At 72.7% G+C, this 22,974-nt stretch carries 24 protein-coding genes; 13 read left to right on the top strand and 11 right to left on the bottom strand.

Features of this window, described 5'->3' with window-relative positions; translation table 11 throughout:
• The first annotated feature begins 11 nt into the window (after positions 1–11).
• Both HUO13_RS36225 and clpB read left to right on the top strand, forming a co-directional pair.
• Complete coding sequence (locus tag HUO13_RS36225; protein WP_211899327.1) at positions 12–836, top strand: YceI family protein; 825 nt, start codon at positions 12–14, stop codon at positions 834–836.
• A gap of 192 nt (positions 837–1,028) precedes the next feature.
• Entirely contained in the window at positions 1,029–3,611 is a 2,583-nt protein-coding gene (gene clpB / locus HUO13_RS36220) for an ATP-dependent chaperone ClpB (protein WP_211899326.1), read from the top strand.
• Between the two features lie 104 nt (positions 3,612–3,715).
• On the opposite strand, the gene HUO13_RS36215 is transcribed toward clpB, so the two are convergent.
• Together HUO13_RS36215 and HUO13_RS36210 are read right to left on the bottom strand one after the other, a co-directional pair.
• Complete coding sequence (locus tag HUO13_RS36215) at positions 3,716–4,213, bottom strand: hypothetical protein (protein ID WP_211899325.1); 498 nt, start codon at positions 4,211–4,213, stop codon at positions 3,716–3,718.
• Between the two features lie 135 nt (positions 4,214–4,348).
• Entirely contained in the window at positions 4,349–5,575 is a 1,227-nt protein-coding gene (locus HUO13_RS36210) for an MFS transporter (protein WP_211899324.1), read from the bottom strand.
• Between the two features lie 204 nt (positions 5,576–5,779).
• Here HUO13_RS36210 and HUO13_RS36205 point away from each other — a divergent pair, with 204 nt between their 5' ends.
• The 7 genes from HUO13_RS36205 (at position 5,780) to HUO13_RS36175 (ending at position 12,901) form a co-directional block, all read left to right on the top strand.
• Positions 5,780–6,412, top strand: a complete 633-nt coding sequence (locus HUO13_RS36205; protein WP_211899323.1) for a TetR/AcrR family transcriptional regulator — start codon at positions 5,780–5,782, stop codon at positions 6,410–6,412.
• Positions 6,413–6,890: 478 nt separating this feature from the next.
• Positions 6,891–9,284 carry a LuxR C-terminal-related transcriptional regulator gene (locus tag HUO13_RS36200; protein ID WP_211899322.1) on the top strand — a complete coding sequence of 798 codons (2,394 nt, stop codon included), beginning with the start codon at positions 6,891–6,893 and terminating at the stop codon, positions 9,282–9,284.
• 216 nt (positions 9,285–9,500) lie between these two features.
• Positions 9,501–10,196, top strand: coding sequence for a hypothetical protein (locus HUO13_RS36195; RefSeq protein ID WP_211899321.1), 696 nt, complete (start codon positions 9,501–9,503; stop codon positions 10,194–10,196).
• Between the two features lie 32 nt (positions 10,197–10,228).
• A complete protein-coding gene (locus tag HUO13_RS36190) occupies positions 10,229–11,002 on the top strand; it encodes an SDR family NAD(P)-dependent oxidoreductase (protein WP_211899320.1) in 774 nt (257 codons plus the stop codon).
• 22 nt (positions 11,003–11,024) lie between these two features.
• On the top strand, positions 11,025–11,573 hold the full coding sequence (gene pyrE / locus HUO13_RS36185; protein WP_211899319.1) for an orotate phosphoribosyltransferase: 549 nt from the start codon (positions 11,025–11,027) through the stop codon (positions 11,571–11,573).
• A 21-nt stretch (positions 11,574–11,594) separates the two neighbouring features.
• Positions 11,595–12,254 carry a hypothetical protein gene (locus HUO13_RS36180; protein WP_211899318.1) on the top strand — a complete coding sequence of 220 codons (660 nt, stop codon included), beginning with the start codon at positions 11,595–11,597 and terminating at the stop codon, positions 12,252–12,254.
• Positions 12,254–12,901, top strand: coding sequence for a TrmH family RNA methyltransferase (locus tag HUO13_RS36175; protein ID WP_211903393.1), 648 nt, complete (start codon positions 12,254–12,256; stop codon positions 12,899–12,901). Before HUO13_RS36180 ends, HUO13_RS36175 begins: the two co-directional genes overlap by 1 nt.
• Before the next feature lie 97 nt (positions 12,902–12,998).
• On the opposite strand, the gene HUO13_RS36170 is transcribed toward HUO13_RS36175, so the two are convergent.
• From HUO13_RS36170 to HUO13_RS36150, 5 genes are all read right to left on the bottom strand, one after another.
• Positions 12,999–13,682: a DedA family protein gene (locus HUO13_RS36170; RefSeq protein WP_249124326.1), complete on the bottom strand. Its 684-nt coding sequence runs from the start codon at positions 13,680–13,682 to the stop codon at positions 12,999–13,001.
• A gap of 124 nt (positions 13,683–13,806) precedes the next feature.
• Positions 13,807–14,031: a hypothetical protein gene (locus HUO13_RS36165; RefSeq protein WP_211899317.1), complete on the bottom strand. Its 225-nt coding sequence runs from the start codon at positions 14,029–14,031 to the stop codon at positions 13,807–13,809.
• A gap of 100 nt (positions 14,032–14,131) precedes the next feature.
• Positions 14,132–15,268, bottom strand: a complete 1,137-nt coding sequence (gene nagA / locus HUO13_RS36160; RefSeq protein ID WP_211899316.1) for an N-acetylglucosamine-6-phosphate deacetylase — start codon at positions 15,266–15,268, stop codon at positions 14,132–14,134.
• Positions 15,265–16,179, bottom strand: a complete 915-nt coding sequence (locus HUO13_RS36155; RefSeq protein ID WP_211899315.1) for an ROK family protein — start codon at positions 16,177–16,179, stop codon at positions 15,265–15,267. The genes nagA and HUO13_RS36155 overlap by 4 nt, the downstream gene beginning before the upstream one ends.
• Positions 16,180–16,460: 281 nt before the next feature.
• Positions 16,461–17,042, bottom strand: coding sequence for a SigE family RNA polymerase sigma factor (locus HUO13_RS36150; RefSeq protein WP_211899314.1), 582 nt, complete (start codon positions 17,040–17,042; stop codon positions 16,461–16,463).
• A 100-nt stretch (positions 17,043–17,142) separates the two neighbouring features.
• On the opposite strand from HUO13_RS36150, the gene HUO13_RS36145 reads away from it, so the two are divergent.
• The 3 genes from HUO13_RS36145 (at position 17,143) to HUO13_RS36135 (ending at position 19,175) form a co-directional block, all read left to right on the top strand.
• Positions 17,143–17,424, top strand: a complete 282-nt coding sequence (locus HUO13_RS36145; RefSeq protein WP_211899313.1) for a YciI family protein — start codon at positions 17,143–17,145, stop codon at positions 17,422–17,424.
• A 208-nt stretch (positions 17,425–17,632) separates the two neighbouring features.
• Positions 17,633–18,667 (top strand): class II fructose-bisphosphate aldolase, encoded by a 1,035-nt coding sequence (gene fbaA / locus HUO13_RS36140; RefSeq protein WP_211899312.1) that lies wholly within the window; start codon positions 17,633–17,635, stop codon positions 18,665–18,667.
• A gap of 94 nt (positions 18,668–18,761) precedes the next feature.
• Positions 18,762–19,175 carry a DUF3151 domain-containing protein gene (locus tag HUO13_RS36135; protein WP_211899311.1) on the top strand — a complete coding sequence of 138 codons (414 nt, stop codon included), beginning with the start codon at positions 18,762–18,764 and terminating at the stop codon, positions 19,173–19,175.
• A gap of 34 nt (positions 19,176–19,209) precedes the next feature.
• Here HUO13_RS36135 and HUO13_RS36130 read toward each other — a convergent pair whose 3' ends face one another.
• Together HUO13_RS36130 and HUO13_RS36125 are read right to left on the bottom strand one after the other, a co-directional pair.
• Complete coding sequence (locus HUO13_RS36130) at positions 19,210–19,665, bottom strand: DUF3995 domain-containing protein (protein ID WP_211899310.1); 456 nt, start codon at positions 19,663–19,665, stop codon at positions 19,210–19,212.
• 83 nt (positions 19,666–19,748) lie between these two features.
• Entirely contained in the window at positions 19,749–20,252 is a 504-nt protein-coding gene (locus HUO13_RS36125; RefSeq protein ID WP_211899309.1) for a hypothetical protein, read from the bottom strand.
• 126 nt (positions 20,253–20,378) lie between these two features.
• Here HUO13_RS36125 and HUO13_RS36120 point away from each other — a divergent pair, with 126 nt between their 5' ends.
• The gene (locus HUO13_RS36120; RefSeq protein ID WP_249124325.1) at positions 20,379–21,488 is read left to right on the top strand and encodes an FUSC family protein; all 1,110 of its coding nucleotides are present in this window, start codon (positions 20,379–20,381) and stop codon (positions 21,486–21,488) included.
• A gap of 49 nt (positions 21,489–21,537) precedes the next feature.
• Here HUO13_RS36120 and HUO13_RS36115 read toward each other — a convergent pair whose 3' ends face one another.
• Positions 21,538–22,176 (bottom strand): HNH endonuclease family protein, encoded by a 639-nt coding sequence (locus HUO13_RS36115; protein WP_211899308.1) that lies wholly within the window; start codon positions 22,174–22,176, stop codon positions 21,538–21,540.
• 141 nt (positions 22,177–22,317) lie between these two features.
• Positions 22,318–22,968 (bottom strand): hypothetical protein, encoded by a 651-nt coding sequence (locus HUO13_RS36110; protein WP_249124324.1) that lies wholly within the window; start codon positions 22,966–22,968, stop codon positions 22,318–22,320.
• Positions 22,969–22,974: the final 6 nt, after the last annotated feature.

Below are 22,974 nucleotides of genomic sequence, written 5' to 3'. Positions count from 1 at the left end.
GCAGGAAAGGCATGCTGAACATGGACAACGGCCACGGCGCGGTGACCGCCACCGTGCGCGCCGGCGACGGCTGGCCGGTGCCCGGCGCGGCGCTGACCGTCATCGACCCGGCGGGCGCGCAGGTCGCCAGGGTGCAGGGCGACGACGACGGCTCGGCGGTCGCCGCCGGGCTGCCCGCGGGCACCTACACCACGATCATCACCGCGCTCGGCTACGAGCCGGTCGCGCGCACGACGATGGTGCACGAGGGCCGGGCGGCGGCGCTCGGAGTGGTCGAGCTGCGGCAGGTCGGCGGGTTCGACCTGCCCGCGCCGGGGCGGTGGCGGATCGACCCCGTGCACTCGTCGATCCGCGCAAGCGCGCGGCACCTGGGGATCAGCAGCATCCACGGCCGCTTCGCCGACTTCACCGGTGACGTCCACGTCGGCAACCCGATCGAGAACTCGGTCGTGGAGGTCGTGATCGACGCCAGGAGCATCGACACGGCCAACGAGCAGCGCGACGAGCACCTGCGCGGCGCGGACTTCCTCGACGTCGAGCGCTACCCGGAGATCGCGTTCCGGTCGACCGCGCTGCGTCCCCGCGGCGGCGACGCGTGGGACCTCGACGGCGTCCTGATGCTGTGCGGGGTGAGCAGGCAGGTGCGGCTGGACACCCGCTTCGCCGGCGTGGGACCGGACCCCTGGGGAGGCACGCGGGCGTCGGCTTCGGCGTCGGTGCAGCTGCGCCGGGAGGACTTCGCGATGAACTTCAACCAGGCGCTTCGCACAGGCATCGCGGCCATCGGCACCACGTTGCGCGTCGACATCGACATCCAGGCGGTCCGGCAGGGCTGAGGCGGCCCGGGAACGGGACTGGTCATCGGCTTCCCGGGGTTCGGGGGCATCCGAGACGCGTGCGGTCACCGGAGGGTGGCTGCACGCGCCTCTTCTTGCCGCTAGACTTGAGTGCCACCCGCTCAACTTTCCTAACGCTGACTCGTGACGGCGGCGGGAACCGGGTGGCAGGCAAGTGCGACGAGGTGAGGAATGGACGCTTTCAACCCGACCACGAAGATCCAGCAGGCGATCTCTTCGGCGGCGCAGGCCGCGACCGTCGCGGGAAACCCCGACGTCACGCCCGCCCACCTGCTCGGCGCCCTGCTCGCCCAGGGCGACGGGCTCACCGCGCCGCTGCTGTCCGCGGTCGACGCCGACCCCTCCGAGGTGCGTTCCGAGCTGGAACGGATCATCAACGCCCTCCCCGCGGCCAGCGGCTCCACCGTCTCGGCGCCGCAGCTCTCGCGGGAGGCGGTCCGGTCGCTGACCCACGGCCAGCACCTGGCCACCGAGATGGGCGACGACTACGTCTCCACCGAGCACCTGCTGGTCGGGCTGGCGACGGAGGGCGGCCAGGTCGCCGACCTGCTGCGCAGGCACGGCGCCACGCCGGACGCGCTCAAGGACGCCTTCGCCAAGGTGCGCGGGTCGGCCCGGGTGTCCAGCCCCGACCCCGAGGGCACCTACAAGGCGCTGGAGAAGTACGGCCAGGACCTCACCGACCGCGCCCGCCGCGGTGACGTCGACCCGGTGATCGGCCGCGACGCCGAGATCCGGCGCGTCGTGCAGGTGCTGTCGCGGCGCACGAAGAACAACCCGGTGCTGATCGGCGAGCCCGGCGTCGGCAAGACCGCCATCGTCGAGGGCCTGGCCCAGCGGATCGTGGCCGGTGACGTGCCGGAGTCGCTGCGCGGCAAGCGGGTCGTGTCTCTCGATCTCGGGTCGATGGTCGCGGGCGCGAAGTACCGGGGCGAGTTCGAGGAACGCCTCAAGGCGGTGCTCAAGGAGATCACCGAGTCGGCGGGCCAGATCATCACCTTCATCGACGAGCTGCACACCATCGTCGGCGCGGGCGCGACCGGTGAGGGCGCGATGGACGCGGGCAACATGATCAAGCCGATGCTCGCCCGCGGCGAGCTGCGCATGGTCGGCGCAACGACCCTCGACGAGTACCGCGAGCACATCGAGACCGACGCGGCCCTGGAGCGCCGGTTCCAGCAGGTGCTGGTCGGCGAGCCGAGCCCGGAGGACACCGTCGCCATCCTGCGCGGGCTCAAGGAGCGCTACGAGGTCCACCACGGCGTGCGGATCACCGACGGCGCGCTGGTCGCAGCCGCCACCCTCTCCGACCGCTACATCACCGCGCGGTTCCTGCCGGACAAGGCCATCGACCTGGTCGACGAGGCGGCATCCCGGCTGCGCATGGAGATCGACTCCCGTCCGGTGGAGATCGACGAGGTCGAGCGGGCCGTGCGCAGGCTGGAGATCGAGGAGATGGCGCTGGCCAAGGAGGAGGACCCGGCGTCGCTGGACCGGCTGGCCGCGCTGCGCTCCGAGCTGGCCGACCGGCGCGAGAAGCTCTCCGAGCTGACCGCGCGCTGGCAGGGCGAGAAGGAGTCCATCGACAGGATCCGCGTGCTCAAGACCCAGCTCGAGCAGCTTCGCGGCGAGTCCGAGCGCGCCGAGCGCGACGGCGACCTCGGCAAGGCCGCCGAGCTGCGCTACGGCCGGATACCGACGCTGGAGAAGGAGCTCGGCGCGGCCACCGAGGCCCAGAGCAGGCACAAGGCGATGCTGCAGGAGGAGGTCACGCCCGACGACGTCGCCGACGTGGTGAGCGCGTGGACCGGCATCCCCGCGGGCCGGCTGCTGGAGGGCGAGACGACCAAGCTGCTGCGGATGGAGGACGAGCTCTCCGCCCGCGTCGTCGGCCAGGCCGAGGCGGTGCGCGCGGTCTCCGACGCGGTGCGCCGGGCGCGCGCGGGCGTGGCCGACCCGGACCGGCCGACGGGCTCGTTCATGTTCCTGGGGCCCACCGGTGTCGGCAAGACCGAGCTGGCCAAGGCGCTGGCGGGCTTCCTGTTCGACGACGACCGGGCGATGATCCGCATCGACATGAGCGAGTACTCCGAGAAGCACTCGGTCGCGCGCCTGGTCGGGGCGCCGCCCGGCTACGTCGGCTACGACCAGGGCGGGCAGCTCACCGAGTCGGTGCGCCGCCGCCCTTACTCGGTGGTGCTGTTCGACGAGGTGGAGAAGGCGCACCAGGACGTCTTCGACGTGCTGTTGCAGGCCCTCGACGACGGCAGGCTGACCGACGGCCAGGGCCGGACGGTGGACTTCCGCAACACGATCCTGGTGCTGACCTCGAACCTGGGGTCGCAGGCCATCGCCGACCCCAACCTCACCGAGCAGCAGCGCGACGAGGCCGTCCGCGCGGTGGTGCACCAGCACTTCAAGCCGGAGTTCCTCAACCGGCTCGACGACGTCGTGGTGTTCCACGCGCTGTCGACCGAGGAGCTGACGTCCATCGTGGACATCCAGGTGGAGCGGCTGGCGCGGCGGCTGGCCCAGCGCAGGCTGGTCCTGGACGTGCAGCCCGCGGCTCGCGACTGGCTGGCGCTCAACGGCTTCGACCCGGTATTCGGCGCCCGGCCGTTGCGGCGGCTGGTGCAGTCGGCCATCGGCGACCAGCTCGCGAAGAAGCTGCTGGGCGGCGAGATCCGCGAGGGCGACAAGGTGCGGGTGGACACCAGCGACGACAACTCGGCGCTGGTCGTCGAGGCGGCCTGACGGCGCAGAGGGCGGTTCCGGCCGGAACCGCCCCCTGCGCGCGGGCGAAAAGGATCTCGGGGCCAGAGGGCACCCTGGGTTTCGCTACGCAAGGTGGCAGGCGCTCAGGCTCTCGCGGATGTGAACCGGGGACCGGCGTAGTGCTGCAACGCGCCGGCGAGCTGCTCCACCGGCTCCTTGAGCTCGTCGACCTGCACCACCGGCAGCCCCGACCAGCCGTTGCGCCGGATGACCGGCGCCTTGCTCCTGATCGGCGCCCCGGCGACCGGCCAGACCACCAGGAACGGCTTGTCGGAGGACTTGGCGCCCGGCTTGTGCTCGATCGTCAGCCCGGCCACCGCCTGCCACGGCAGCGCGCTGTCGACGCCCTGCGACGGGACCTTGAGCAGGAGCCCCCGCTCGTCGACGCGCATCTGGAACGGCCGAAGCGCCTTGATGAGCGAGACGATCCCGCCGACCAGCAGCACCGGCGACAGCAGGAAGATCAGGTTCATCCGGCCGCCCTCGAAGAACCAGCCGACCACCAGCACGGTGCCGAGCCCGCCCAGCGCCATCATGATCAGCGCGACCACCAGCGCAGTTGCGCTCTTGTGGAAATCCACTTCCGAACAACCCCCATGTCCTGTGCTTGCACGGGCGCGTCCCCCCGACGCGCCGGCGCAGGAGCTTAGGAGCGGTGGCACCGCGCTAACCGGCTTTTCGCCATCTCCACCCTGTGAAGCGGCTCGCACGCGGTGTCAGCGCCGGGCCAGCGTGGAGATCCCGGCGACCGCGGCGAACGTCCCGGCCGCCACCGCGAACACCACGGTTGCCGAGGTCAGGCCGAAGGCCGTGGTGAGGAACCCCAGGGTGACGCTGGGAACGCCGGCCGACAGGTAGGCGACGACGTAGATCATCGCCGAGGTGCCCGCCCGGTGCTCCGGCGTGGCCATGGAGGTGAGCAGCCGGAAGCCGCCCATGAACATCAGCCCCCAGCCGACGCCGAGCACGAGCGACGCCGCGAAGAACAGCACCGGGCTGCTCGCGACGACCGAGGTCGCCACCCCTGCCAGGGACGCGATGAGCAGAGGTGTCGCGACCAGCACCGCGCGCCGGCCCGGCCACCCGGCGAACAGCAGCTGCGTCAGTCCGCCGACACCGGCGAGCGTCGCCACCGCGAGCCCGCCGACCAGGTACGGCGCGCCGCTGACCATGCCCTTGGCCACCGACGGGCCGAGCGACATGTACATGCCGCCGACCGTCCAGGCCGCGAGCATCGTGGTCGCCAGGAGCGCGAAGTCGCGGCCGCGTCCGGCGGGGACCGTCGGTCGCTGCGGGCGCAGCAGCTCGCGCCAGGTGCGCCCGCTGCCGGCCACCTGCTCGGGCATCGCGAGCACGGCGGGCACCGCGGCGGCCAGCCCGACGAGGATCACCACGTAGCTCAGGGTGGTGGGGCCGGGCGCGTACTGCACCAGCGTCCCGGCCATCAGCGAGCCGAGCGCCATGCCCAGGCTCGCCGAGACGCCGTTGATCAGCGGACCGCGACTGGTGCCGGGAGGCTGGAAGTCCAGCAGGGCGCCGCTGACCGCACTGGTCGCAGCGCCCGTCGCCAGGCCCTGCAGGATGCGGCCGAGGTAGAGCCAGCCCACCGCGGGCGCCGTGGCCAGCACGACCACCGAGACGATCTCCACCGCCAGCGAGACCAGCAGCACCGGCCTGCGGCCGACGTGGTCCGACAGCGAGCCGAACATGATCAGCGACACCAGGATCGCCACCGCGTACACCGCGAACACCTCGGTGAGCACGGTCGTGGTGAAGCCCCAGCGCTGCTGGTAGATCGAGTACATCGGGGACGGCGCGGTCGAGGCCATCAGGAACACGCACAGGATGCCGCCCACCAGCCAGAAGGAGAGCGATCTGGGCAGCCGCCGCGGCAGCGCGGCGGCGCTGCGGCCGGAAGTGCGGGCGAGCTCCTGCGTGGTCATGTTCGGGGTCTCCCATCGGAACGGATCATTCCGTTCCGGAGCAACGCCGGCCGCGGAACGAAGTATTCCGCTCCGGGCGGAAAACTTTCACGTCGTTTTCCGGCGGGCTCGGCAGGCGTGTAGGAGTCGTCAGCCGGTGGGTCCGGTTCGCCCTGTTCGTCCACCTGCGGAACGGATGGTTCCGCTCCGGGGTATCGTGGGGGGATGGCGGCCCCTGGGAAGACGGTCTCGTACGACGACCGGGTCATCGCTGCTGCTCGCGAGGTGTTCGGCGAGCAGGGCTTCGCGGCACCGATGTCGGAGGTCGCCAAGCGCGCGGGGGTCGGGGTGGCCAGCGTGTACCGCCGCTACCCGAGCAAGCAGGCGCTCGCCGAGGCGGTCCGCATCGCCTCCTTCCGCCGCATCATCGCCGAGGCCGAGGGCGCGCTGTCCGAGGAGCCCGACCCCTGGTCGGCCCTGGTCCGGTTCATGTCCCGCTGCCTGGCCGCGGAGACGCCGATCGGCACCGTGCTGCCGCCGATCGACGAGCTGCACGTCTACTCAGACGAGTTCCACCCCTTGCAGGACCGGATGGCCGAGCTCGTCGAGCGGCTCGTCACCTCGGCGCAGCAGTCCGGCGCGATGCGCGGCGACGTGCACTGGACCGACATCCCGCTGCTGTTCAAGCACCTCAACCCGAAGCTGCCGATCGGCGAGGACCGCCGGGCCGCGCTGCGCGCCCGCTACCTGACCCTGGTCCTGCAGGGGTTGCGCGACGACCGGGCCGGGCCGCTGCCCGCTCCCGCACCCGACGTGGGCGAGTGGCGCGCGATGTGCGAAAACCGCGTCCGCGTCTGACGGGGAGCCACGGGCGCGCCGTCCTCGACGGCGGACGGCGGCGTAAGCACTTCGGCGAAGCGGCCTCCCCGCCGGCAAGCCGCAGCCCGCGGAGCGCGCGCACGCCCACCGGGGTGGGTGCCCGGCGTACCCCCATACGCCGGGCACGCGGTGCACACGGCCCTCGGGCCACGTCGCTGCCTGCCGGGTTGTGCGGTGCGCCGCGGCTCGCCGGACGCCCGCGCGCGGGTCGGCCTGCAACATCGCGACTGCTGATCACCAGGACACCACCGCGTCGTGGTGGTGCCGCGCGGCGAACCGCCGCGGACGCGTCCGGGCACGACGGCCCGAAGTGATCGCCTGAACACCGGCAGACACCTCAGCACGCGCGCGCCGGGCCCCGCATCCGCAACCGCTACTGAGGAAGGCACGGAGTTCGGGATGTACGTAGTGGCCGCTGGCTAGAGTTGGCCTCCGCGTTGTAAGGGGGTTGGACAGAGTGAGCAGGGCGGGGGAGCTGCCCGCGGAGGTCACGCGGTTCGTCGGCCGCACGGAGGCGCTGACCGAGGGCGCCCGGTGGCTGGCCTCGGGCCGGGACGCCGCGGGCGAAGGACGGCTGGTCGTGCTGACCGGGATAGGCGGCGCGGGCAAGACCCGCCTCGCGGTCCGGCTGGCGCGCCAGGAGCGCGACCAGGGGCACTACGACGAGGTCAAGCTCGTCGAGCTGGCCGGGGTGAGCGGCGGGGACGACGTCGTCATGGGGGCGATCAGCCGGGCCCTGGGCATCCGCCGCCACGACCAGAGCCCGCGCGCCGAACCCGTCGTGGAGCACCTCGGCGACCGCCGCGTCCTGCTCGTGCTGGACAACTGCGAGGAGCTGGTCGAGCCGGTGGGCCGGGCCCTGACGGCCCTGCTGCGCGCCGCTCCCGGCCTGTCCGTGCTGGCCACCTCGCGGCGGAGCCTGGGCCTGCACTCCTGCGGCGAGTACGACCTGCGCCTGGGACCGCTGGAGGTGCCCGCGGCGGACGCCGCCCCCGAGCGTGCCGACGCCTCCGAGGCGGTGGAGCTGTTCCGGGTGCACGCGGTCCGCAGCGCCCCGGGCTTCGTCCTGGACGCCTCGACGCGCCCGCTGGTCGTCGAGATCGTCCGGTTGCTCGACGGCCTGCCGCTGTCGATCGAGCTGGTGGCGTGCCGGTTGCGCGGCGCGAGCCTGCCGTCGCTGGCCGCGATGGCGCGCCGCTGGCTGCACGAGCTGACCGACGACGACAGGAGCGTGCCCGCTCCGCTGGCGGCGCTGCGCTCGGTGATGTGGTGGACCTACGAGTCGTGCCCGCCCGAACAGCAGCGGCTCTGGCGGCGCCTGTCGGTCTTCCGCGACGGTTTCACGCTCGCCGCGGCCGAACACGTCGGAGGTGACGACCTCGGCGGCGCCCCGGTGGACGAGCTTCTGCTGGAACTGGTCGACCGCTCGGTGCTCACGCTCGGCCGCCACGGTCGCTACCAGATGCTGGAAACGCTGCGCCAGACCGGACTCGACCGCCTCCGCGCCGCCGGTGAGGAGTCGGGGATCGCGGACCGGCACCTCGGCTACTACCGCCTGCTGGCCCACGACGCCGCCCGCGGCTGGTACTCGGAGCGCGAGATCGAGGCCCTGCAGGGCATGGGCCGGGAGATGCCCAACGTGCGGGCGGCGCTGTCGTGGTGCGAGACCGGCAACCGCAAGACCGACGCCCTGGTGCTGCTGTGCGACCTGGGGGCGCTGCGGATCTGGTGCTACGACGGCCTGCTGCCCGAGGGCGTGGACTGGTTCCGCAGGATCCTGGCGCTGCCCGCCGACGCGCCGCCCGAGGTCGAGGCCGTGGCGTGGGCGCACACGACGGTCATCGTGGTCTCCCAGGGGCTCGGCGCGCACACCGGGCGCGAGGTGCTGGCCAACGCCGAACGCGCGCTGGAGCGGACCGGTGACCCCGGTGCCGCGGCCGCCGTCGAGTACGCCCGCGGCACCTACCTCGGGTTCGCCGCGGCCTCGGCGGAGTCGGCCGAGGTGCTGGCGAACGCCCGCGAAGCGGCCCGCCGCGCAGGCGCGGCCGAAGGTACGGTCCACATGATCTCGCTGTTCCGCGCGGTGTTCCTGGCCAGCTACCGCGACGACCCGCGGGAGGCGCTGGCCGCGGGCCGGGAGCTGGTCGCCGACGCGGACCGGCACGGCGCCCGCTGGGCGCAGAGCTGGGCGGTGTGGCCGCTGGCCGTCGCCGAGACCGGGCAGGGCAGGCCGGAGCGGGCGCTTTCCCGCCTGCGCGACGCGCTGCGCATCCAGCTGGACATCGAGGACGCGTGGGGCCCGCCGTGGTTCGTCGAGCTGTGCGCGTGGGCGCTGGAGTCGCTGGGCCACAACCGGGCGGCGGCGCAGGTCTTCGGCGCCGCCCGGGCGTTGCAGGACGCGGTGGGGGCCGACCTCTTCGGGCTCGGGGTGTTCAGCGCGCGGCACACCGCCGCCTGCGACCGGGTGATGGCCGCGATCGGCCGGCGCGCCTTCGACACCGCCTACGAGCAGGGGCGCTCGGTCGGCGCCGCGTTCCGCGACGGCTCCCCGCGCCGGGACCACGCCGAGATCGTGCGGATGGTCCTGCGGATCATCGCGTCCCTGGAGGGGACCGCGACGCCGGTGCCGGGCGACGTCGCGTTGACGCGGCGCGAGACCGAGGTCGCGCGGCTGGTCGCGCACAACCTCAGCAACCGCGAGATCGCGGCCAGGCTGGTGATCTCCCCGCGCACCGTGGAAACCCACGTGCAGAACGTCCTCAACAAGTGGGGCGTCTCCAGCCGCGAGGCCGTGGCGCAGCTCGTCCCGGTGCGCCTTGCCGGCGCCGACGACACCGGGCCGGGCGGCTGACGGCCGCAACCGAGAGCTCTGCCGAACCCTCCACACCCCTTGACATACGCGGAAGCGTCAAAGACAGGCTCTGAAAGTCAGGTCGCCGAGGCCGGGATCTTCCTCGCCCCGCCGTCGTCATCGCAGGTCATCCGACGACGACTAGCCCGGTCCGGGTCGAACCCCCAGGTGATCTTCGTGTTCCGCGGCGATCGGACTACCCTGCGCTGTGTGGGTATGCCTGCCTGGGTCTGGTTCGCCGTTGCCGTCGTCGCGATCGGAGCCGGGGTCGCGCTGCTGATCACCGACCGGTCGCAGAGGACCTCGAAGAACAACCGCGAGCGACGCCGCTGGGCAGCGCTGCGCGGCTGGCAGTTCGCCGAGTCCGACCAGGTGCTGCCCACCCGCTGGGAGCGCGGCGCGCTCGCCCAGTACGGCGGGGCCACCGCCACCGACGTGGTCGCGGGCTCCACCTTCACCGCCGACGGCCGCCGCCAGGTCTACGTGCTCGACCTCGAGGTCAGCGGCCGCAGCGCCGCGGTCCTCGCCGCGATCCGCTGCCGCCGCAGCGCGCCGGCCACCGTCGAGCTGTGGCTGCCGGACGTGCCGGTGCCGCAGGACTCCGGGCTCGACCTGCTCGGCCCGGTCGGGGCGCGCTACGCCTTCGTCACCGACGTGGCGGCCGCGCGCCCGCTGGTCACCCCCGACCTGGTCGACGCGACCGAGGACATCGGCACCGACGTCACGGTGGTCTGGCTGGAGGGCGAGTGGGTGCTGGCCGCCATCGACCCCGCCGAGGCCGAGCCCGCCCGGCTGGAGCGCCTCCTGCGCGCCCTCGGTGAACTGGCCGACCTCGTCGACCCGTTCGACAGCGACCCGAACGAGGAACCCGGCGTGGCCGATCGCACGATGGAGGAGTCCGAGCAGGCGTGACTCGCTCGGCGGCCGGTGGATACGGTTCCGGTATGCCGACCGCACTCGTCACCGGTGCCACCTCGGGCATCGGCAACGCATTCGCCCGCAGGCTCGCCGCGGAGGGCTTCGACCTGGTCATCGTGGCCAGGGACGCCGAAAGGCTGACCGCGCTCGCCGAGCGGCTGAGCGCCCGGCACGGCATCCACGTCGAGGTGCTGCCCGCGGACCTGACCGACGCCGGTCAGCTCGCCACCGTCGAGAAGCGCGTCGGCTCCACCGACCAGCCGGTCGAGCTGCTGGTCAACAACGCCGGGTTCGGCACCTCCGGGACGTTCTGGGACACCCCGGCCGAGAAGTTCCAGACCCAGCTCGACCTCAACGTCGCCGCCGTGCTGCGGCTGACCCACGCCGCCGTCCGCGTGATGCGCGAACGCGGACGGGGTGACGTGGTCAACGTGTCGAGCGTCGCCGGCTTCTTCGCGGTGTCCGGCTCGACCTACGCGGCCTCGAAGGCGTGGGTCACCGCGTTCTCCGAGGGCCTCGCGGTGCCGCTGACCGGAACCGGGGTGCGGATCATGGCGCTGTGCCCGGGGTTCACCCGCACCGAGTTCCACGAGCGCGCGGGTCTGTCGATGAGCGGGATGCCCAAGGCGTTCTGGCTGGACACCCACACCGTCGTCCACGAGGCGCTGGCCGACCTGCGCGCGGGCCGGACCGTGTCGATCCCCGGCATCCAGTACAAGGCGCTGGTCGCGGTCGGGCGGCTGATCCCGCGCTCGCTCCAGCGGCGCATCGTCACCCGAGCGGCGCCTGACCGCACCTGAGCAGCGGGTACGATGGCCGCTCGTGGAAAAGGTCGACGAACAGCAGCGCAAGGAACTGGCCGGGCTGATCGAGCAGCTCGCCGTCGTGCACGGCCGGGTCGTGCTCTCCTCCGGCAAGGTTGCCGACTACTACATCGACCTGCGCCGGGCGACGCTGCACCACGCGGCATCCCGCCTGATCGGCACCCTGCTGCGCCAGCTCACCGCTGACTGGGACTACGCCGCCGTCGGCGGGCTGACGCTTGGCGCCGACCCGGTCGCGACCGCGATGATGCACGCCGACGGCCCGGTGCTCGACGCCTTCGCCGTCCGCAAGAGCGCCAAGACCCACGGCATGCAGCGCCGCATCGAGGGGCCCGGCGTCGAGGGCAGGCGGGTCCTGGCCGTCGAGGACACCTCCACCACCGGCGGCAGCGTGCTGACCGCCGTCGAGGTCCTGCGGGAGGGCGGCGCGCACGTCGTCGGCGTGGCCACCGTCGTCGACCGCGACACCGGCGCCCGTGAGGCCATCGAGGAAGCCGGGCTGCCGTACCGTTCGCTGCTCGGGCTGGCCGACCTCGGCCTGCGCTGACCGACCACTGGAGGAGTGGGCATGGGAGCCGTCGTCCTGATCGCGCTGGTCCTGATCGTGCTGATCCTGGCGGGTGGCGTGGGAGCCGGCCTCCTGCTCCGCAAGCGCCAGTTCGGCAAGTACCGCGAGCTGGTCGGACAGGGCGCGGGCTGGCGCCAGGTGCCCGCGAACCCGCAGCTCTGGCAGCGGGTCGCCGCGCTGCGGTGGTTCGCGGGCCGCCGTGGCCTGCAGGACTTCTTCCACATGGCGGGTGAGCACCGCGGCGTGCCGTTCGAGGTCGTGCAGTACCGGCGCCCGCCGGGCGTCGGCGAGCGCGTCTACACCGCCGCGGCCGTCGTCTACGTGCCGCGCCCGGTCCCGGGCCCCGGCCTCCACCTCGCCCACCGCGACTCCTGGACGCCGCTCGGGCAGGACGTGGAGGTGCCGACCGGGCACCCCGATTTCGACCGCTCGTTCCTGGTGACCTCGCAGAACCCCGACTTCGCCCGCGCCGTCATGCAGCCCGGCCTGGTCGAGGGGCTGCTGCGCGACGGCCGGATGCGCTCCCGCGTGGTCGAGTTCGCCCCGGAACACCTGGTGGTCTTCGCGACCGTGGTCGCGACCAAGGACGCGGTGCTGCCGATGCTGGACATGCTGGTCGACATCCGGGAGAACGTGCCGTGGCAGACGTTGGCGCGGTAGTGGACGAGCAGGAGCCGGGCCCCACCGAGTGGGGCACCACCGTCGGCGTCGGCCCCTGGGAAGGCCGGTGGCCCGACGACGAGCGCTACGACCCTGAGCTGCTCGCGCACGGCGACCGCCGCAACGTCGTCGACGACTACCGGTACTGGCGGCGCGAGGCGATCGTGGCCGACCTGGACCGGCGCAGGCACGGCTTCCACGTGGCGATCGAGAACTTCCAGCACGACCACAACATCGGCACGGTCGTGCGCACCGCCAACGCCTTCGCCGCGCGCGCGGTGCACATCGTCGGGCGCAGGCGGTGGAACCGGCGCGGCGCGATGGTGACCGACCGCTACCAGCACGTGCACCACCACCCCGACCTGGAGGCGCTGCGCGCCTACGCGCGCGAGCACTCACTCGCGCTGGTCGCCGTGGACAACACCCGGGGCTCGCGACCGATCGAGCGCACCGCGCTGCCCGAGCGCTGCGTGCTGCTGTTCGGCCAGGAGGGCCCGGGGCTGCGGGACGAGTCGCGGGAGGGCGCGGACCTGGTGGTGTCGATCGCCCAGTTCGGCTCGACCCGCTCGATTAACGCCGGTGTGGCCGCGGGGATCGTCATGCACACCTGGATCGAGCAGCACGCCGACCTGGCCACCGCCTGGTAGCCGGAGCCGCGCGAAAGGGCCCGCAGAACACCCGCGCGGGCCCCGGAAGGACCGGGACCCGCGCGGGTGCGGAGTCTTGGTCAGGCAGCGTCCTGGCTCAGGCGGCTGCCTTGGACTTGCGGCGTCGCTCGCGGACGTACTCGATGATGATCGGCAGGACCGAGACCAGCACGATCAGGATCGCCATGGCCTCCAGGTTCTCCTTGATCCACGGGATGTTGCCGAGGAAGAAGCCGAGCAGCGTCATGCCGACGACCCAGGCGACACCGCCGATGGCGGAGTAGAGGAAGAACTTGCGCTGGTCCATCTTGCCGACACCGGCGACGGCGGTGATGAAGGTCCGCACGATCGGCACGAACCGCGCCAGGATGATCGCGCGGGCCCCGTAGCGCTCGAAGAACTCGTGGGTCTTGTCCACGTGTTCCTTCTTGAACAGCTTCGAGTCGGGTTTGTTGAACAGCGCCGGGCCGACCTTGCGGCCGATCCAGTACCCCGTCACGTTGCCCACGAACGCGCACACCGTGAGGATCAGGCAGGTGAGCCAGATCGGCGTCTGGATCGCGTTGGTGGCGACGAACAGGCCGGTGACGAACAGCAGCGAGTCACCGGGCAGGAAGAACCCGACCAGCAGGCCGCATTCGGCGAAGATGATCAGCGCAACGCCGATCAGCGCGAACGGGCCCAGCGACCTGATGATGTGCTCCGGATCGAGCCAGTCCGGCAGCAGAGCGAGCGATGACGTGCTTGCGGCGTCGATGAGCGCGGGCAATTCGGGCGTCACGCCTGCCAACGGTACCTTGGCCGTGCTCGGACCGGCGGCCAGCCCGATCGCAGCCGGTGACCGGCCGGTCGCGGTGGCGGTGCGCGGCCTGATCGACACGTCGCGCAGCGGCGGACCGCCGGGTCTAGAGCGTCGAGAACACTCCGGCGACGGCGCCCGCGAACAAGCCCAGCACCAGCGCGAACAGCAGCACCCGCGCCACCGGCAGCCGTCGCCGGACCTCGGCGGGTGGCGGAGGGGCGCCGGGCGCGGGCGGGGCGCCGTGGCCGGCGGGGGTACCGCCGGGACTGCCGACGGCCTGGGCGCGCAGGGCCGCCGACAGCAGCCGCTCGGGGTTCTGCTCGTCCACGCCGCCAGCCTAGGCGGTGACCCCCGCCGCCCGCCGCCGAACCGCGCAGTGCCTGTTCCGCCGGATCACCGTGCCCCGCACCGAGCATCCGGGAGCGCGCTCACGCGTCGACCCAGCGCCCGTCCTTCATCACCCGGTGCAGGCCGAGGTCGTCGTCGAGCACGACCAGGTCGGCGGCCAACCCCGGCCGGATGGCACCGACCCGGTCGGACATGCCCAGCAGCGCGGCCGGGCGGGCGGAGGCGGCGGCGACCGCGGCGGTCACCGGCAGCCCGCACGCCACGAGGTTGCGGAACGCGACGTCCATGGTCAGGGTGCTCCCGGCCAGCGAACCGTCGGCCAGCCGGGGCTCGCCGTCGGTGACCGTGACCGGCAGCTTGCCCAGCTCGTAGACGCCGTCACCGGCCGCCGTCGCGCTGATGGCGTCGGTGATCAGCACCGTTCGGCCCGCCCCGGCGTGCCCGGCGGCGAGCTTGACCACGCCGGGGTGCAGGTGCACGAGGTCGCAGATGAGCTCCACGGTCACCCGCTCGTCGTCGAGCAGGGCGCCGATCGGACCCGGCTCGCGGTGATGCAGCGGCCGCATCCCGTTGAACAGGTGCGTCGCCACCGTCGCACCGGCGTCCACCGCAGGCACGACCTGCTCCAGCACCGCGTCGGTGTGCCCGACGGCCGCGATCACGCCGTTGTCGACGAGCAGGCGGACCGCGTTGACCGAGTTGTCCAGCTCCGGCGCCAGCGTGATCATCCGGATCGTCCCCTGGCCGGCGTCGAGCAGCTGCTGGACCGCGTGGGTCTCCGGCGGCCGCAGGATCGCCGGGTCGTGCGCGCCGCAGCGGGCGGAGGACAGGAACGGGCCCTCCAGGTGGATGCCCGCGATCCTGCCGTCGGTGACCAGCTCGCCGAGCGCGCCGATCTGCTTGCCCAGGTCGGCCAGCGGCGCCGACACCAGGCTCGCCAGCATCGTCGTCGTGCCGTGCGCGCGGTGGGTGTCGATGGCGGCCAGCGCCTGGTCCACCTCGGTGCCGGTGAAGGAACCGCCCCCGCCGCCGTGGCAGTGGATGTCGACGAAGCCGGGCACCAGCCACCGCCCGCCCAGGTCCATCGCGCCGGCCACCGCACCGGTGCCGACGTCTTCGATCGTCGAACCCGACACCCGCACCCAGCCGTCGTCGAGGACCCCGTCCGGGGTGACGACGCGCCCGCCTGCGAGCGTCAGCGAGGGGGACTCGTTCACCGTTGCAACCCTTCCGTCGCCAGCAGCGCCGCGCCCAGGCAGCCTGCCGTGTCACCCAGTTCCGCCAGTTCCAGCCGCGGCCTGCGGTGGAACGGCAGCAGCATCTCGTCCAGCCGCGCGGCCAGCGGGTCGGTGAGCAGGCGGCCCGCCATCGCCAGCCCGCCGCCGAGCACGATGCCCTCCGGCGCGAGCACCGCCGTCAGCGTCACCAGCCCCTTGGCCAGCGCGTCGACCGCCTCCTGCCACACCGCGGCGGCGTGCGGGTCGCCCGCGCGGACGGCGTCGGCGACCGCGGCGGCTCCGTCGACCGGGGTGCCGACGCGCGCGGTGTAGCGGCGGGCGACGGCGGCCGAGGACGCGACCGCCTCCACGCAGCCGGTGCCGCCGCAGGGGCACGGCTCGCCGTGCCCGATGTCGACGTGGCCGATCTCGCCGGCGTGCCCGCCCGCGGAGTAGATCTGGCCGTTGAAGACCAGGGCGGCGGCGATGCCGGTGCCGATGGGCATCACGATCACGTCGCGCATGCCGCGCGCCGCGCCGAAGCGGGCCTCGGCCAGACCGCCCGCCCGGACGTCGTGGCCGAAGGCCAGCGGCAGGTCGAACCGGGCCGCCAGCATGTCGCGCAACGGCTCCTCCCGCCATCCCAGGTTGGCCGAGTAGACGCCCATCCCCCGCTGCTCGTCGACGATGCCGGGCACGACGACGCCGATGGCGTCGGCGCCGTCGCGCAGCTCCTCCACGATCTCGGCGACCGTGTCGATCACGCTCTCGGCGGTGGAAGGGCCGTCGGCGCCGCGCGGGGTCCGCCGCCGGGTCTGCCGCAGCGTCCGCGCGTCGTCGGGCTCGACAGCCACCAGCGCGGCCTTCGTCTCGGTACCGCCGACGTCGACGGCGATCGCATGTGAGGTCACGAGCCGATCCTCCGCTACGGTTCCCCCAGTGGTCTACACCAACACGTGTGGTGTTGATTCTGGACGAACGGTCCCCGGCGGAGCGAGCCGGCCGTCGCGCGTCCCACGGGGCCCGCCCGGGGAGTACCCGCTCGGCGGCCTCGGGGCCCTTCAGAGGCTGTCTTTGAACTCATCTTGCGTGGCGGTGCCGGTCGCGGGGGTGGGCCAAGCGGCTGCGCCGCTTCCAAGACCAAAAACAGGCCCTCAGGATGCGGCGCGAGCCGCAGCGGTCAGGTGCTCGCTCAGTGCGATCGCATGATCCGCTGCAGGGCGTCCAGCGCCCGGCTCGCGGTCGACTTCACCGTCCCCTTGGACACGCCGGTGGCCTCGGAGATCTCGGCCTCGGAGAGGTCGCCGTAGTAGCGCAGCACGAGCACCTCCCGCTGCCGAGGTGGCAGCTCGGCCAGCGCGGCCACGACCGCCTGGTGCTCGGCGGTCAGCATCGCCAGCGACTCCGCCGACCTGGCGTCGGCCTGGTGCGGCGGCTGGTACTCGCGGGCGGTCTTGCGTCGTCGCAGCACCGAGCGGCTGCCGTTGACCACGGCGGTGCGCAGGTACCCGATGGCGGCCTTTGCATCGCGAAGGCCCGACCAGTTGCGGTAGAGCCCGGTGAACGCCTCCTGAACGACATCCTCGGCCGTGGCGGGATCGTCGACCAGCAGGATCGCCAGCCGGACCATCCGCATCCGCTGCTGCCGGTAGAGGTCCTCCAGCGTCAACGGCCGCTCGGCGGCCTCGGCGGAGGCTGTGTCCAGCGCTCGCAGGTGCCCCAGGGTGCGTTCGACGCTCCGCTCGACTCCGAGTCCGGAAGAATCGCCGACCATGATCCGGGAACCTACCCGCTCACCGATGCCCGCCGTCGCCCGACCGGGTAGCGTGCCTGCCGGACCTGGGATCGAAGGCGTCCGGAAGCGGAGGGCGAGGATGGCGAAGTTCGTGGTCGAGCTGGTGTACGGCGAGGACCGGGACCACCGGCTGGAGGTGCGGCCCGCCCACCGCGAGTACTCGAAGGATCTCGCCGCGCGCGGTGTGCTGCTCGCCGGCGGGCCCTACGCCGACGAGCGCGGCGCGATGCTGGTCTACGAGGTCGCCGACGCCGACGAGCTGCGCCGGGTGCTCGACGCCGACCCCTACACCGAGGCGGGCGTGATCGCCGAGACGACCGTCCGGGAGTGGAACGCCGTCACCGGATCGTGGGTCGCCTGAGCCATACCCCCAGGCGGGACGGCGTGTGAGTATGTCCACAGGAGCAGTTCTCATCTGAATCCTGTCACCGGCTGGAACGCCGGCCCCGCGTGCGGCACTGTGACTCGAAAGTGTCGTGCCGATCAGGCACGCCCGAGCGCGGTCCCTCACTAGGATGCGGCGCAACTCCCGCCACCCACACAGACTCCACCCCCGAGGAGGACGACCGATGCCCATCGCGACCCCCGAGGTCTACGCGGAGATGCTCGACCGGGCGAAGTCGGGCGAGTTCGCCTACCCGGCCATCAACGTGACTTCGTCGGAGACGCTCAACGCGGCGCTGCGCGGCTTCGCCGAGGCCGAGAGCGACGGCATCATCCAGTTCTCGACCGGTGGTGCCGAGTTCGCGTCCGGCACCAAGGTCAAGGACATGGTCACCGGTGCCACGGCGCTCGCCGAGTTCGCGCACGTGGTCGCCGCGAAGTACCCGGTCAACATCGCCCTGCACACCGACCACTGCCCGAAGGACAAGCTGGACGGCTTCGTCCGGCCGCTGATCGAGATCAGCCAGGAGCGGGTCAACCGGGGCGAGAACCCGCTGTTCCAGTCCCACATGTGGGACGGCTCCGCGGTCGAGCTGACCGAGAACCTGGAGATCGCCGCCGAGCTGCTCGACCAGGCGGCCAAGGCCAAGATCGTCCTGGAGATCGAGGTCGGCGTCGTCGGCGGCGAGGAGGACGGTGTCGCCAACGACATCAACGAGAAGCTCTACACCGCCCCCGGCGACTTCGAGCGCACCGTCGACACGCTCGGCGTCGGCGAGAAGGGCCGCTACCTGCTGGCGGCGACCTTCGGCAACGTCCACGGCGTCTACAAGCCGGGCAACGTCAAGCTGCGCCCGGAGATCCTGAAGCAGGGCCAGGAGGTCGCCTCGCAGAAGCTGGGGCTCGACGCCGGGTCCAAGCCGTTCGACCTGGTCTTCCACGGCGGTTCCGGCTCGCTGCTGGAGGAGATCCACGAGGCGGTCTCCTACGGTGTCATCAAGATGAACATCGACACCGACACCCAGTACGCCTTCACCCGCCCGATCGCGGACCACATGTTCAAGAACTACGACGGCGTGCTCAAGGTGGACGACGAGGTCGGCAACAAGAAGACCTACGACCCGCGCAGCTACCTCAAGGCCGCCGAGCAGTCGATGGCCGCCCGGGTCGCCAACGCCTGCGAGACCCTGAAGTCGGCAGGCCGGATGCTGGCCGGCTGAGGTCCGCGGACCGTCAGCGACGGCCCGTTCGCCGCGTGGATCCTGCGCGGTGGACGGGCCGTCGGCTTTTCCGCGCGGGTGAGAGGATGTCGGCATGACGCACGGGAACCTGCTGGAACCGCCGGCCACGCTGCTGCCGGAGAACGAGCCGGCGCGGGCCGAGCTCGCCGCCGGCACCGACGCCGCCGAGGTCGCCGCCCACCACCCCGCCTTCAGCGCCGCGTGGGCGCGGCTCGGTGAGCTGGCTCTGGAGTCCGGCGAGACCGTCGCCGCCTACGCCTACGCGCGCACCGGCTACCACCGCGGCCTGGACGCGCTGCGCAGGTCCGGCTGGAAGGGCTTCGGCCCGGTGCCGTGGAGCCACGTGCCGAACCAGGGCGTGCTGCGCGCCATCGCGGTGCTGGCCAAGGCCGCCAAGCAGATCGGCGAGGACGACGAGTACGACCGCTGCCGCCAGCTGCTCGCCGACAGCGACCCGGCCTCGCTGGAGGCGACCGGCCTGGCCTGACGGCCGTCGCGGCCCGGCGCGCCCGCGCGCCGGGTCAGCGGGTCCGCTGGTACCCGAGCGCGGCGAGACCGAAGAGGACACCGCCCGCGAGGAAGAACGGCTCGTAGAGCACCGTCGCGAAGTACGCCATCGCGTCCAGCTCGGCCAGGTGGAGCCGGCCCAGCAGCAGCGCCGCCCAGTCGACCACCGACGGCGCGCTGTGCACGACGAGCAGCGCGGCGGTGCCCCATGCGCCTGCCAGCAGCAGCCGACGCGGGAACCGGCGCCCCCAGTCCCGCACCAGGGCGAGCGCGAGCACTGCCGCACCCGCGCACAGCGGGATCGCGACGAGGTCGATGATCAGCAGCGGCAGGTTGCCCCGCACCGACAGCCCGGCGGGCAGGCCGAGCCGCCCGCCGAACAGCCAGTAGGCGTGGACGAGCGCGAACAGCGCGCCCCACGTCGCCGCGCCGTACGCCGCGGCTCGTGGTGAGTTCCTCGAGATTTCCATGCGGACACGATCGCCCGCGGCTGCCCCGGTCCGGTTCCCGCTCGGGAGCGGTCGTCCTCCCTCTCGGGAAGGATTCGCCGAAATCAGCAGAACTCCAGGCGGGACTTGAGGTCGTCGAGCCGGGCGTGCCAGTACTCCCGGGTCGGCTCGACGTCCTCGGCCGAGTCGAGCCGGTTGTGCTCGACGTGGACGCTGCTCCTGTCCGCGTCCTTGGCGATGATCGTGATGCTGACCCGGGATCGCTCGCCCCAGTCGAAGCGGGCCGATCCCGGCGCGGTCGCGGTCCGCAGCCGCAGCGGCGCGTCGGCCAGCCACTGCCTGCGTTCGCGGTCGTCGGTGAACGCGCGGTGCACCTGGGCCGCGCCCGCCGCGATCGTCCTGGAGACGGTGACCGCGGTGCGCATGCCGCGTTCCTGCTCGTAGCCGACGGTGATGCTCTGCGCCGACCAGTCGTCGACGCCGTGCTCGGCGCCGAGGTGGGCCGCTATCTCGCCGTGGGTGCGTCCGGCGGCTCCCCACCGGTCCAGCAGCGCGAACCACTCGTCCCAACCTCGCCCGGTGCGCTCGGTCAGCACCTCGTCGGACAACCGATCACGTTGACGTCCCGCACCCACCACGCACCTCCGACTCGCCGATCCGGATCAGAGACACCCTGTCCGCGGCGTTCGCGCAGGACGCGGACACCCGCGACGCCGCGCGTCGCGTGACGGACAATGTCCAGTGTGCATCGACTGCGCGAGGAGCTCAGCCGCCGAATGCGCCGCCTGCTGCGCACCGGGACGCCGATCGTGCAGTGCGCGGTGGCGGCCGGTCTGGCGTGGGCGCTGGCCAAGAACGTGATCGGACACCCGCAGCCGTTCTTCGCGCCGATCGCCGCGGTGATCTCGCTGGGCGTCTCGCTGGGTCAGCGGATGCGCCGGGCGCTGGAGCTGGTGGTCGGGGTGAGCATCGGCATCGGGGTCGGCGACATCCTGATCTCGGTGATCGGCACCGGCTGGTGGCAGATCGCCCTGGTGGTCGCGCTGGCGATGAGCACGGCGGTGCTGCTCGACAGCGGCGGCGTGATCGTGCTGCAGGCGGCGTCCTCGTCGGTGCTGGTCGCCACGCTGCTGCCGCCCGCGACGGCGGGCGGGCTGACCCGGATGATCGACGCGGCCGTCGGCGGCCTCGTCGGGTTCGTGGTGGCCGCGCTGCTGCCGGCCAACCCCCTCACGGTCGCCCACCGCAACGGACGGGTGGTGCTCGGCGCGCTGGCCGACGCGCTGCGCGGGGTCGCCGGTGCGGTGGCCGGGCTGGACACGGCGACCGCGTCCAACGTGCTGGCCGCGGCCCGCAAGAGCCAGCGTTCGGTGGAGGAGTTCCGCTCGGCGCTGGAGGCCGGGCACGAGATCGCCCGGTTCGCGCCGATCCGCTGGCGACGCCGTGGCGACCTGGAGCGCTACGAGACCGCGGCGACGCCGATCGACCGCGCGTTGCGCAACACGCGTGTGCTGGCAAGGCGGGCGCTCGCGGCGTTGCAGGACGGCGAGCCGGTGCCGCGGCCGCTGCCCGGTCTGCTGGAGGAGCTGGCGGGCGCGGTGGTGCTGCTGCGCGACGAGCTGGCGAGCGGCGTGGAACCGTTGCAGGCGCGGGAGACCGCCCGCGGGGTGGCGCGCAGGTCCACAGTGGAGCTGCTGGGTGAGGGCGACTTCTCGATGCAGGTGGTGGTCCTGCAGGTGCGGTCGATCGCGGTCGACCTGCTGCAGGCCACCGGGCTGAGCCGGACCGAGGCCATCTCCGCCCTGCCGCCGCTGCACCCGCGGGAGGAGCAGAAGGAGGACTGAGCCGCCCGCGCCGGGGCGCCGGTCATCGGCGCCCCGGCTTGGGGAGGTCTCAGCAGGTGCCGAGGGCGGTGTTGAGGGCGCCCTTCTCGGCGTCGGTGATGGTGAGCTCGTACTTGTGCTTGGAGGCCACCCACATCGAGGCGTAGGTGCAGTGGTAGTCGGTCTTGGACGGCATCCACTGGTCGGGCGTCTGGTCGCCCTTCTCCTGGTTGATGTTGTCGGTGACGGCGATCAGCTGCGGGCTTTCGAGGTCGTTGGCGAAGGCTTCGCGCTGCTGCTGGGTCCACTGGGCGGCGCCGGAGCGCCAGGCGGCGGCCAGCGGGACGACGTGGTCGATGTCGACGTCGCTGGGCTTGGTCCAGCTGCCGCCGTCGTAGGGGCTGTTCCAGGTGCCGGAGGTGGGGTAGCAGTCGGAGCCGGTCTGGACGTTCTCGCCGTCGCGCTTGAGCACGGCCTCGCGGGTGTCGCAGTTCTCGGCGCCCTCGCTCCAGTGCGGGAACTTCTCGCGGTCGTAGCCGTCCATGGAGCCCTCGGGGGCCACGGTCAGCTCGGCGAGCCAGCTCTTGGCGGTGGAGGCGTCCGGGATGGCGGGCGGCGTCGCCCCGGCCGGAACGGCCAGCCCGGCGGTGAGGGCACCGGCGAGGGGCAGGGCGAGCAACGTGGCGCGCAGCGATCGGTGGAGTGTCATGGCGTCCCTTTCGCAGGCAGCTTTTCGCCGATGACCATGAAGCAGCCAGGTGGCCGGATCAATGCCAAAGGGTGGCCGGCGGGTGACCTGACGTGAATTCGCCACCTATCGTCACACCGGTCGGTGACTTATGCACGGCGTTCAGCGGCCGGCAGCCAGCCGCAGGTCCTCGGTGTGCCGGTACCAGCCCCACTTCTCCGCGGGTCGCGGGTGCGCCACGCCGTCGCGGACCACGGTCGCCGAGCGGAAGCTCGCCTGCAGCGCCCGGCCGCGCACCACCTCCTCGCGCCTGCGCAGGAACGCGCGGCGCGTGGTGGTGACCCGGATGCCGTCGGAGGCGGGTTCCAGCATCGCCGACAATGGGTCGGAGGTCGGCTCCGGCAGCCGCGCCGCGTCCGGGTCCGGGGCGACCTCCATGCGCAGCGCCGAGCCGTTGAGCACCTGCTGGTCGTCGCAGTAGACCTGCCCGGTGATCGGCTCGACCACGCCGGAGGCGACCAGCACGCCGCCGGAGTCGTCCCTGACCAGCGGCACCGGCCGGACCGCGCCGTGCAGCGCCTGTTCGAACCCGGCGTCCCCGGTGGCCAGGCCGTAGAGGCGGGTCGCCGGCGACTCCGCGACCGGCACGTAGCCGACCTCCACGTGGGCGATCCGGTCCTTGCGCAGCAGGCGCAGCACGACGGCCGCCAGGTCGGCGTCGGTGCCGTGCACGAGCAGGCGGCCCTCGAGATCGGCCAGCAGCGAGTCGACGTCCGCGCGGCCCGGCGTGGCCGGGACGTCGAGCCATCGCACACCGTG

Source organism: Saccharopolyspora erythraea (assembly GCF_018141105.1).
Classification (GTDB): domain Bacteria; phylum Actinomycetota; class Actinomycetes; order Mycobacteriales; family Pseudonocardiaceae; genus Saccharopolyspora_D; species Saccharopolyspora_D erythraea_A.
This window is presented reverse-complemented; position numbering and strand designations above follow the sequence as displayed.

Coding starts and splice junctions, on each gene's coding strand:
- HUO13_RS36225 (WP_211899327.1), top strand. CDS start 12: ATGCTGAACATGGACAACGGCCACGGCGCGGTGACCGCCACCGTGCGC.
- clpB (WP_211899326.1), top strand. CDS start 1,029: ATGGACGCTTTCAACCCGACCACGAAGATCCAGCAGGCGATCTCTTCG.
- HUO13_RS36210 (WP_211899324.1), bottom strand. CDS start 5,575: ATGACCACGCAGGAGCTCGCCCGCACTTCCGGCCGCAGCGCCGCCGCG.
- HUO13_RS36205 (WP_211899323.1), top strand. CDS start 5,780: ATGGCGGCCCCTGGGAAGACGGTCTCGTACGACGACCGGGTCATCGCT.
- HUO13_RS36195 (WP_211899321.1), top strand. CDS start 9,501: ATGCCTGCCTGGGTCTGGTTCGCCGTTGCCGTCGTCGCGATCGGAGCC.
- HUO13_RS36190 (WP_211899320.1), top strand. CDS start 10,229: ATGCCGACCGCACTCGTCACCGGTGCCACCTCGGGCATCGGCAACGCA.
- HUO13_RS36180 (WP_211899318.1), top strand. CDS start 11,595: ATGGGAGCCGTCGTCCTGATCGCGCTGGTCCTGATCGTGCTGATCCTG.
- HUO13_RS36150 (WP_211899314.1), bottom strand. CDS start 17,042: ATGGTCGGCGATTCTTCCGGACTCGGAGTCGAGCGGAGCGTCGAACGC.
- HUO13_RS36145 (WP_211899313.1), top strand. CDS start 17,143: ATGGCGAAGTTCGTGGTCGAGCTGGTGTACGGCGAGGACCGGGACCAC.
- fbaA (WP_211899312.1), top strand. CDS start 17,633: ATGCCCATCGCGACCCCCGAGGTCTACGCGGAGATGCTCGACCGGGCG.
- HUO13_RS36135 (WP_211899311.1), top strand. CDS start 18,762: ATGACGCACGGGAACCTGCTGGAACCGCCGGCCACGCTGCTGCCGGAG.
- HUO13_RS36130 (WP_211899310.1), bottom strand. CDS start 19,665: ATGGAAATCTCGAGGAACTCACCACGAGCCGCGGCGTACGGCGCGGCG.
- HUO13_RS36120 (WP_249124325.1), top strand. CDS start 20,379: ATGTCCAGTGTGCATCGACTGCGCGAGGAGCTCAGCCGCCGAATGCGC.
- HUO13_RS36115 (WP_211899308.1), bottom strand. CDS start 22,176: ATGACACTCCACCGATCGCTGCGCGCCACGTTGCTCGCCCTGCCCCTC.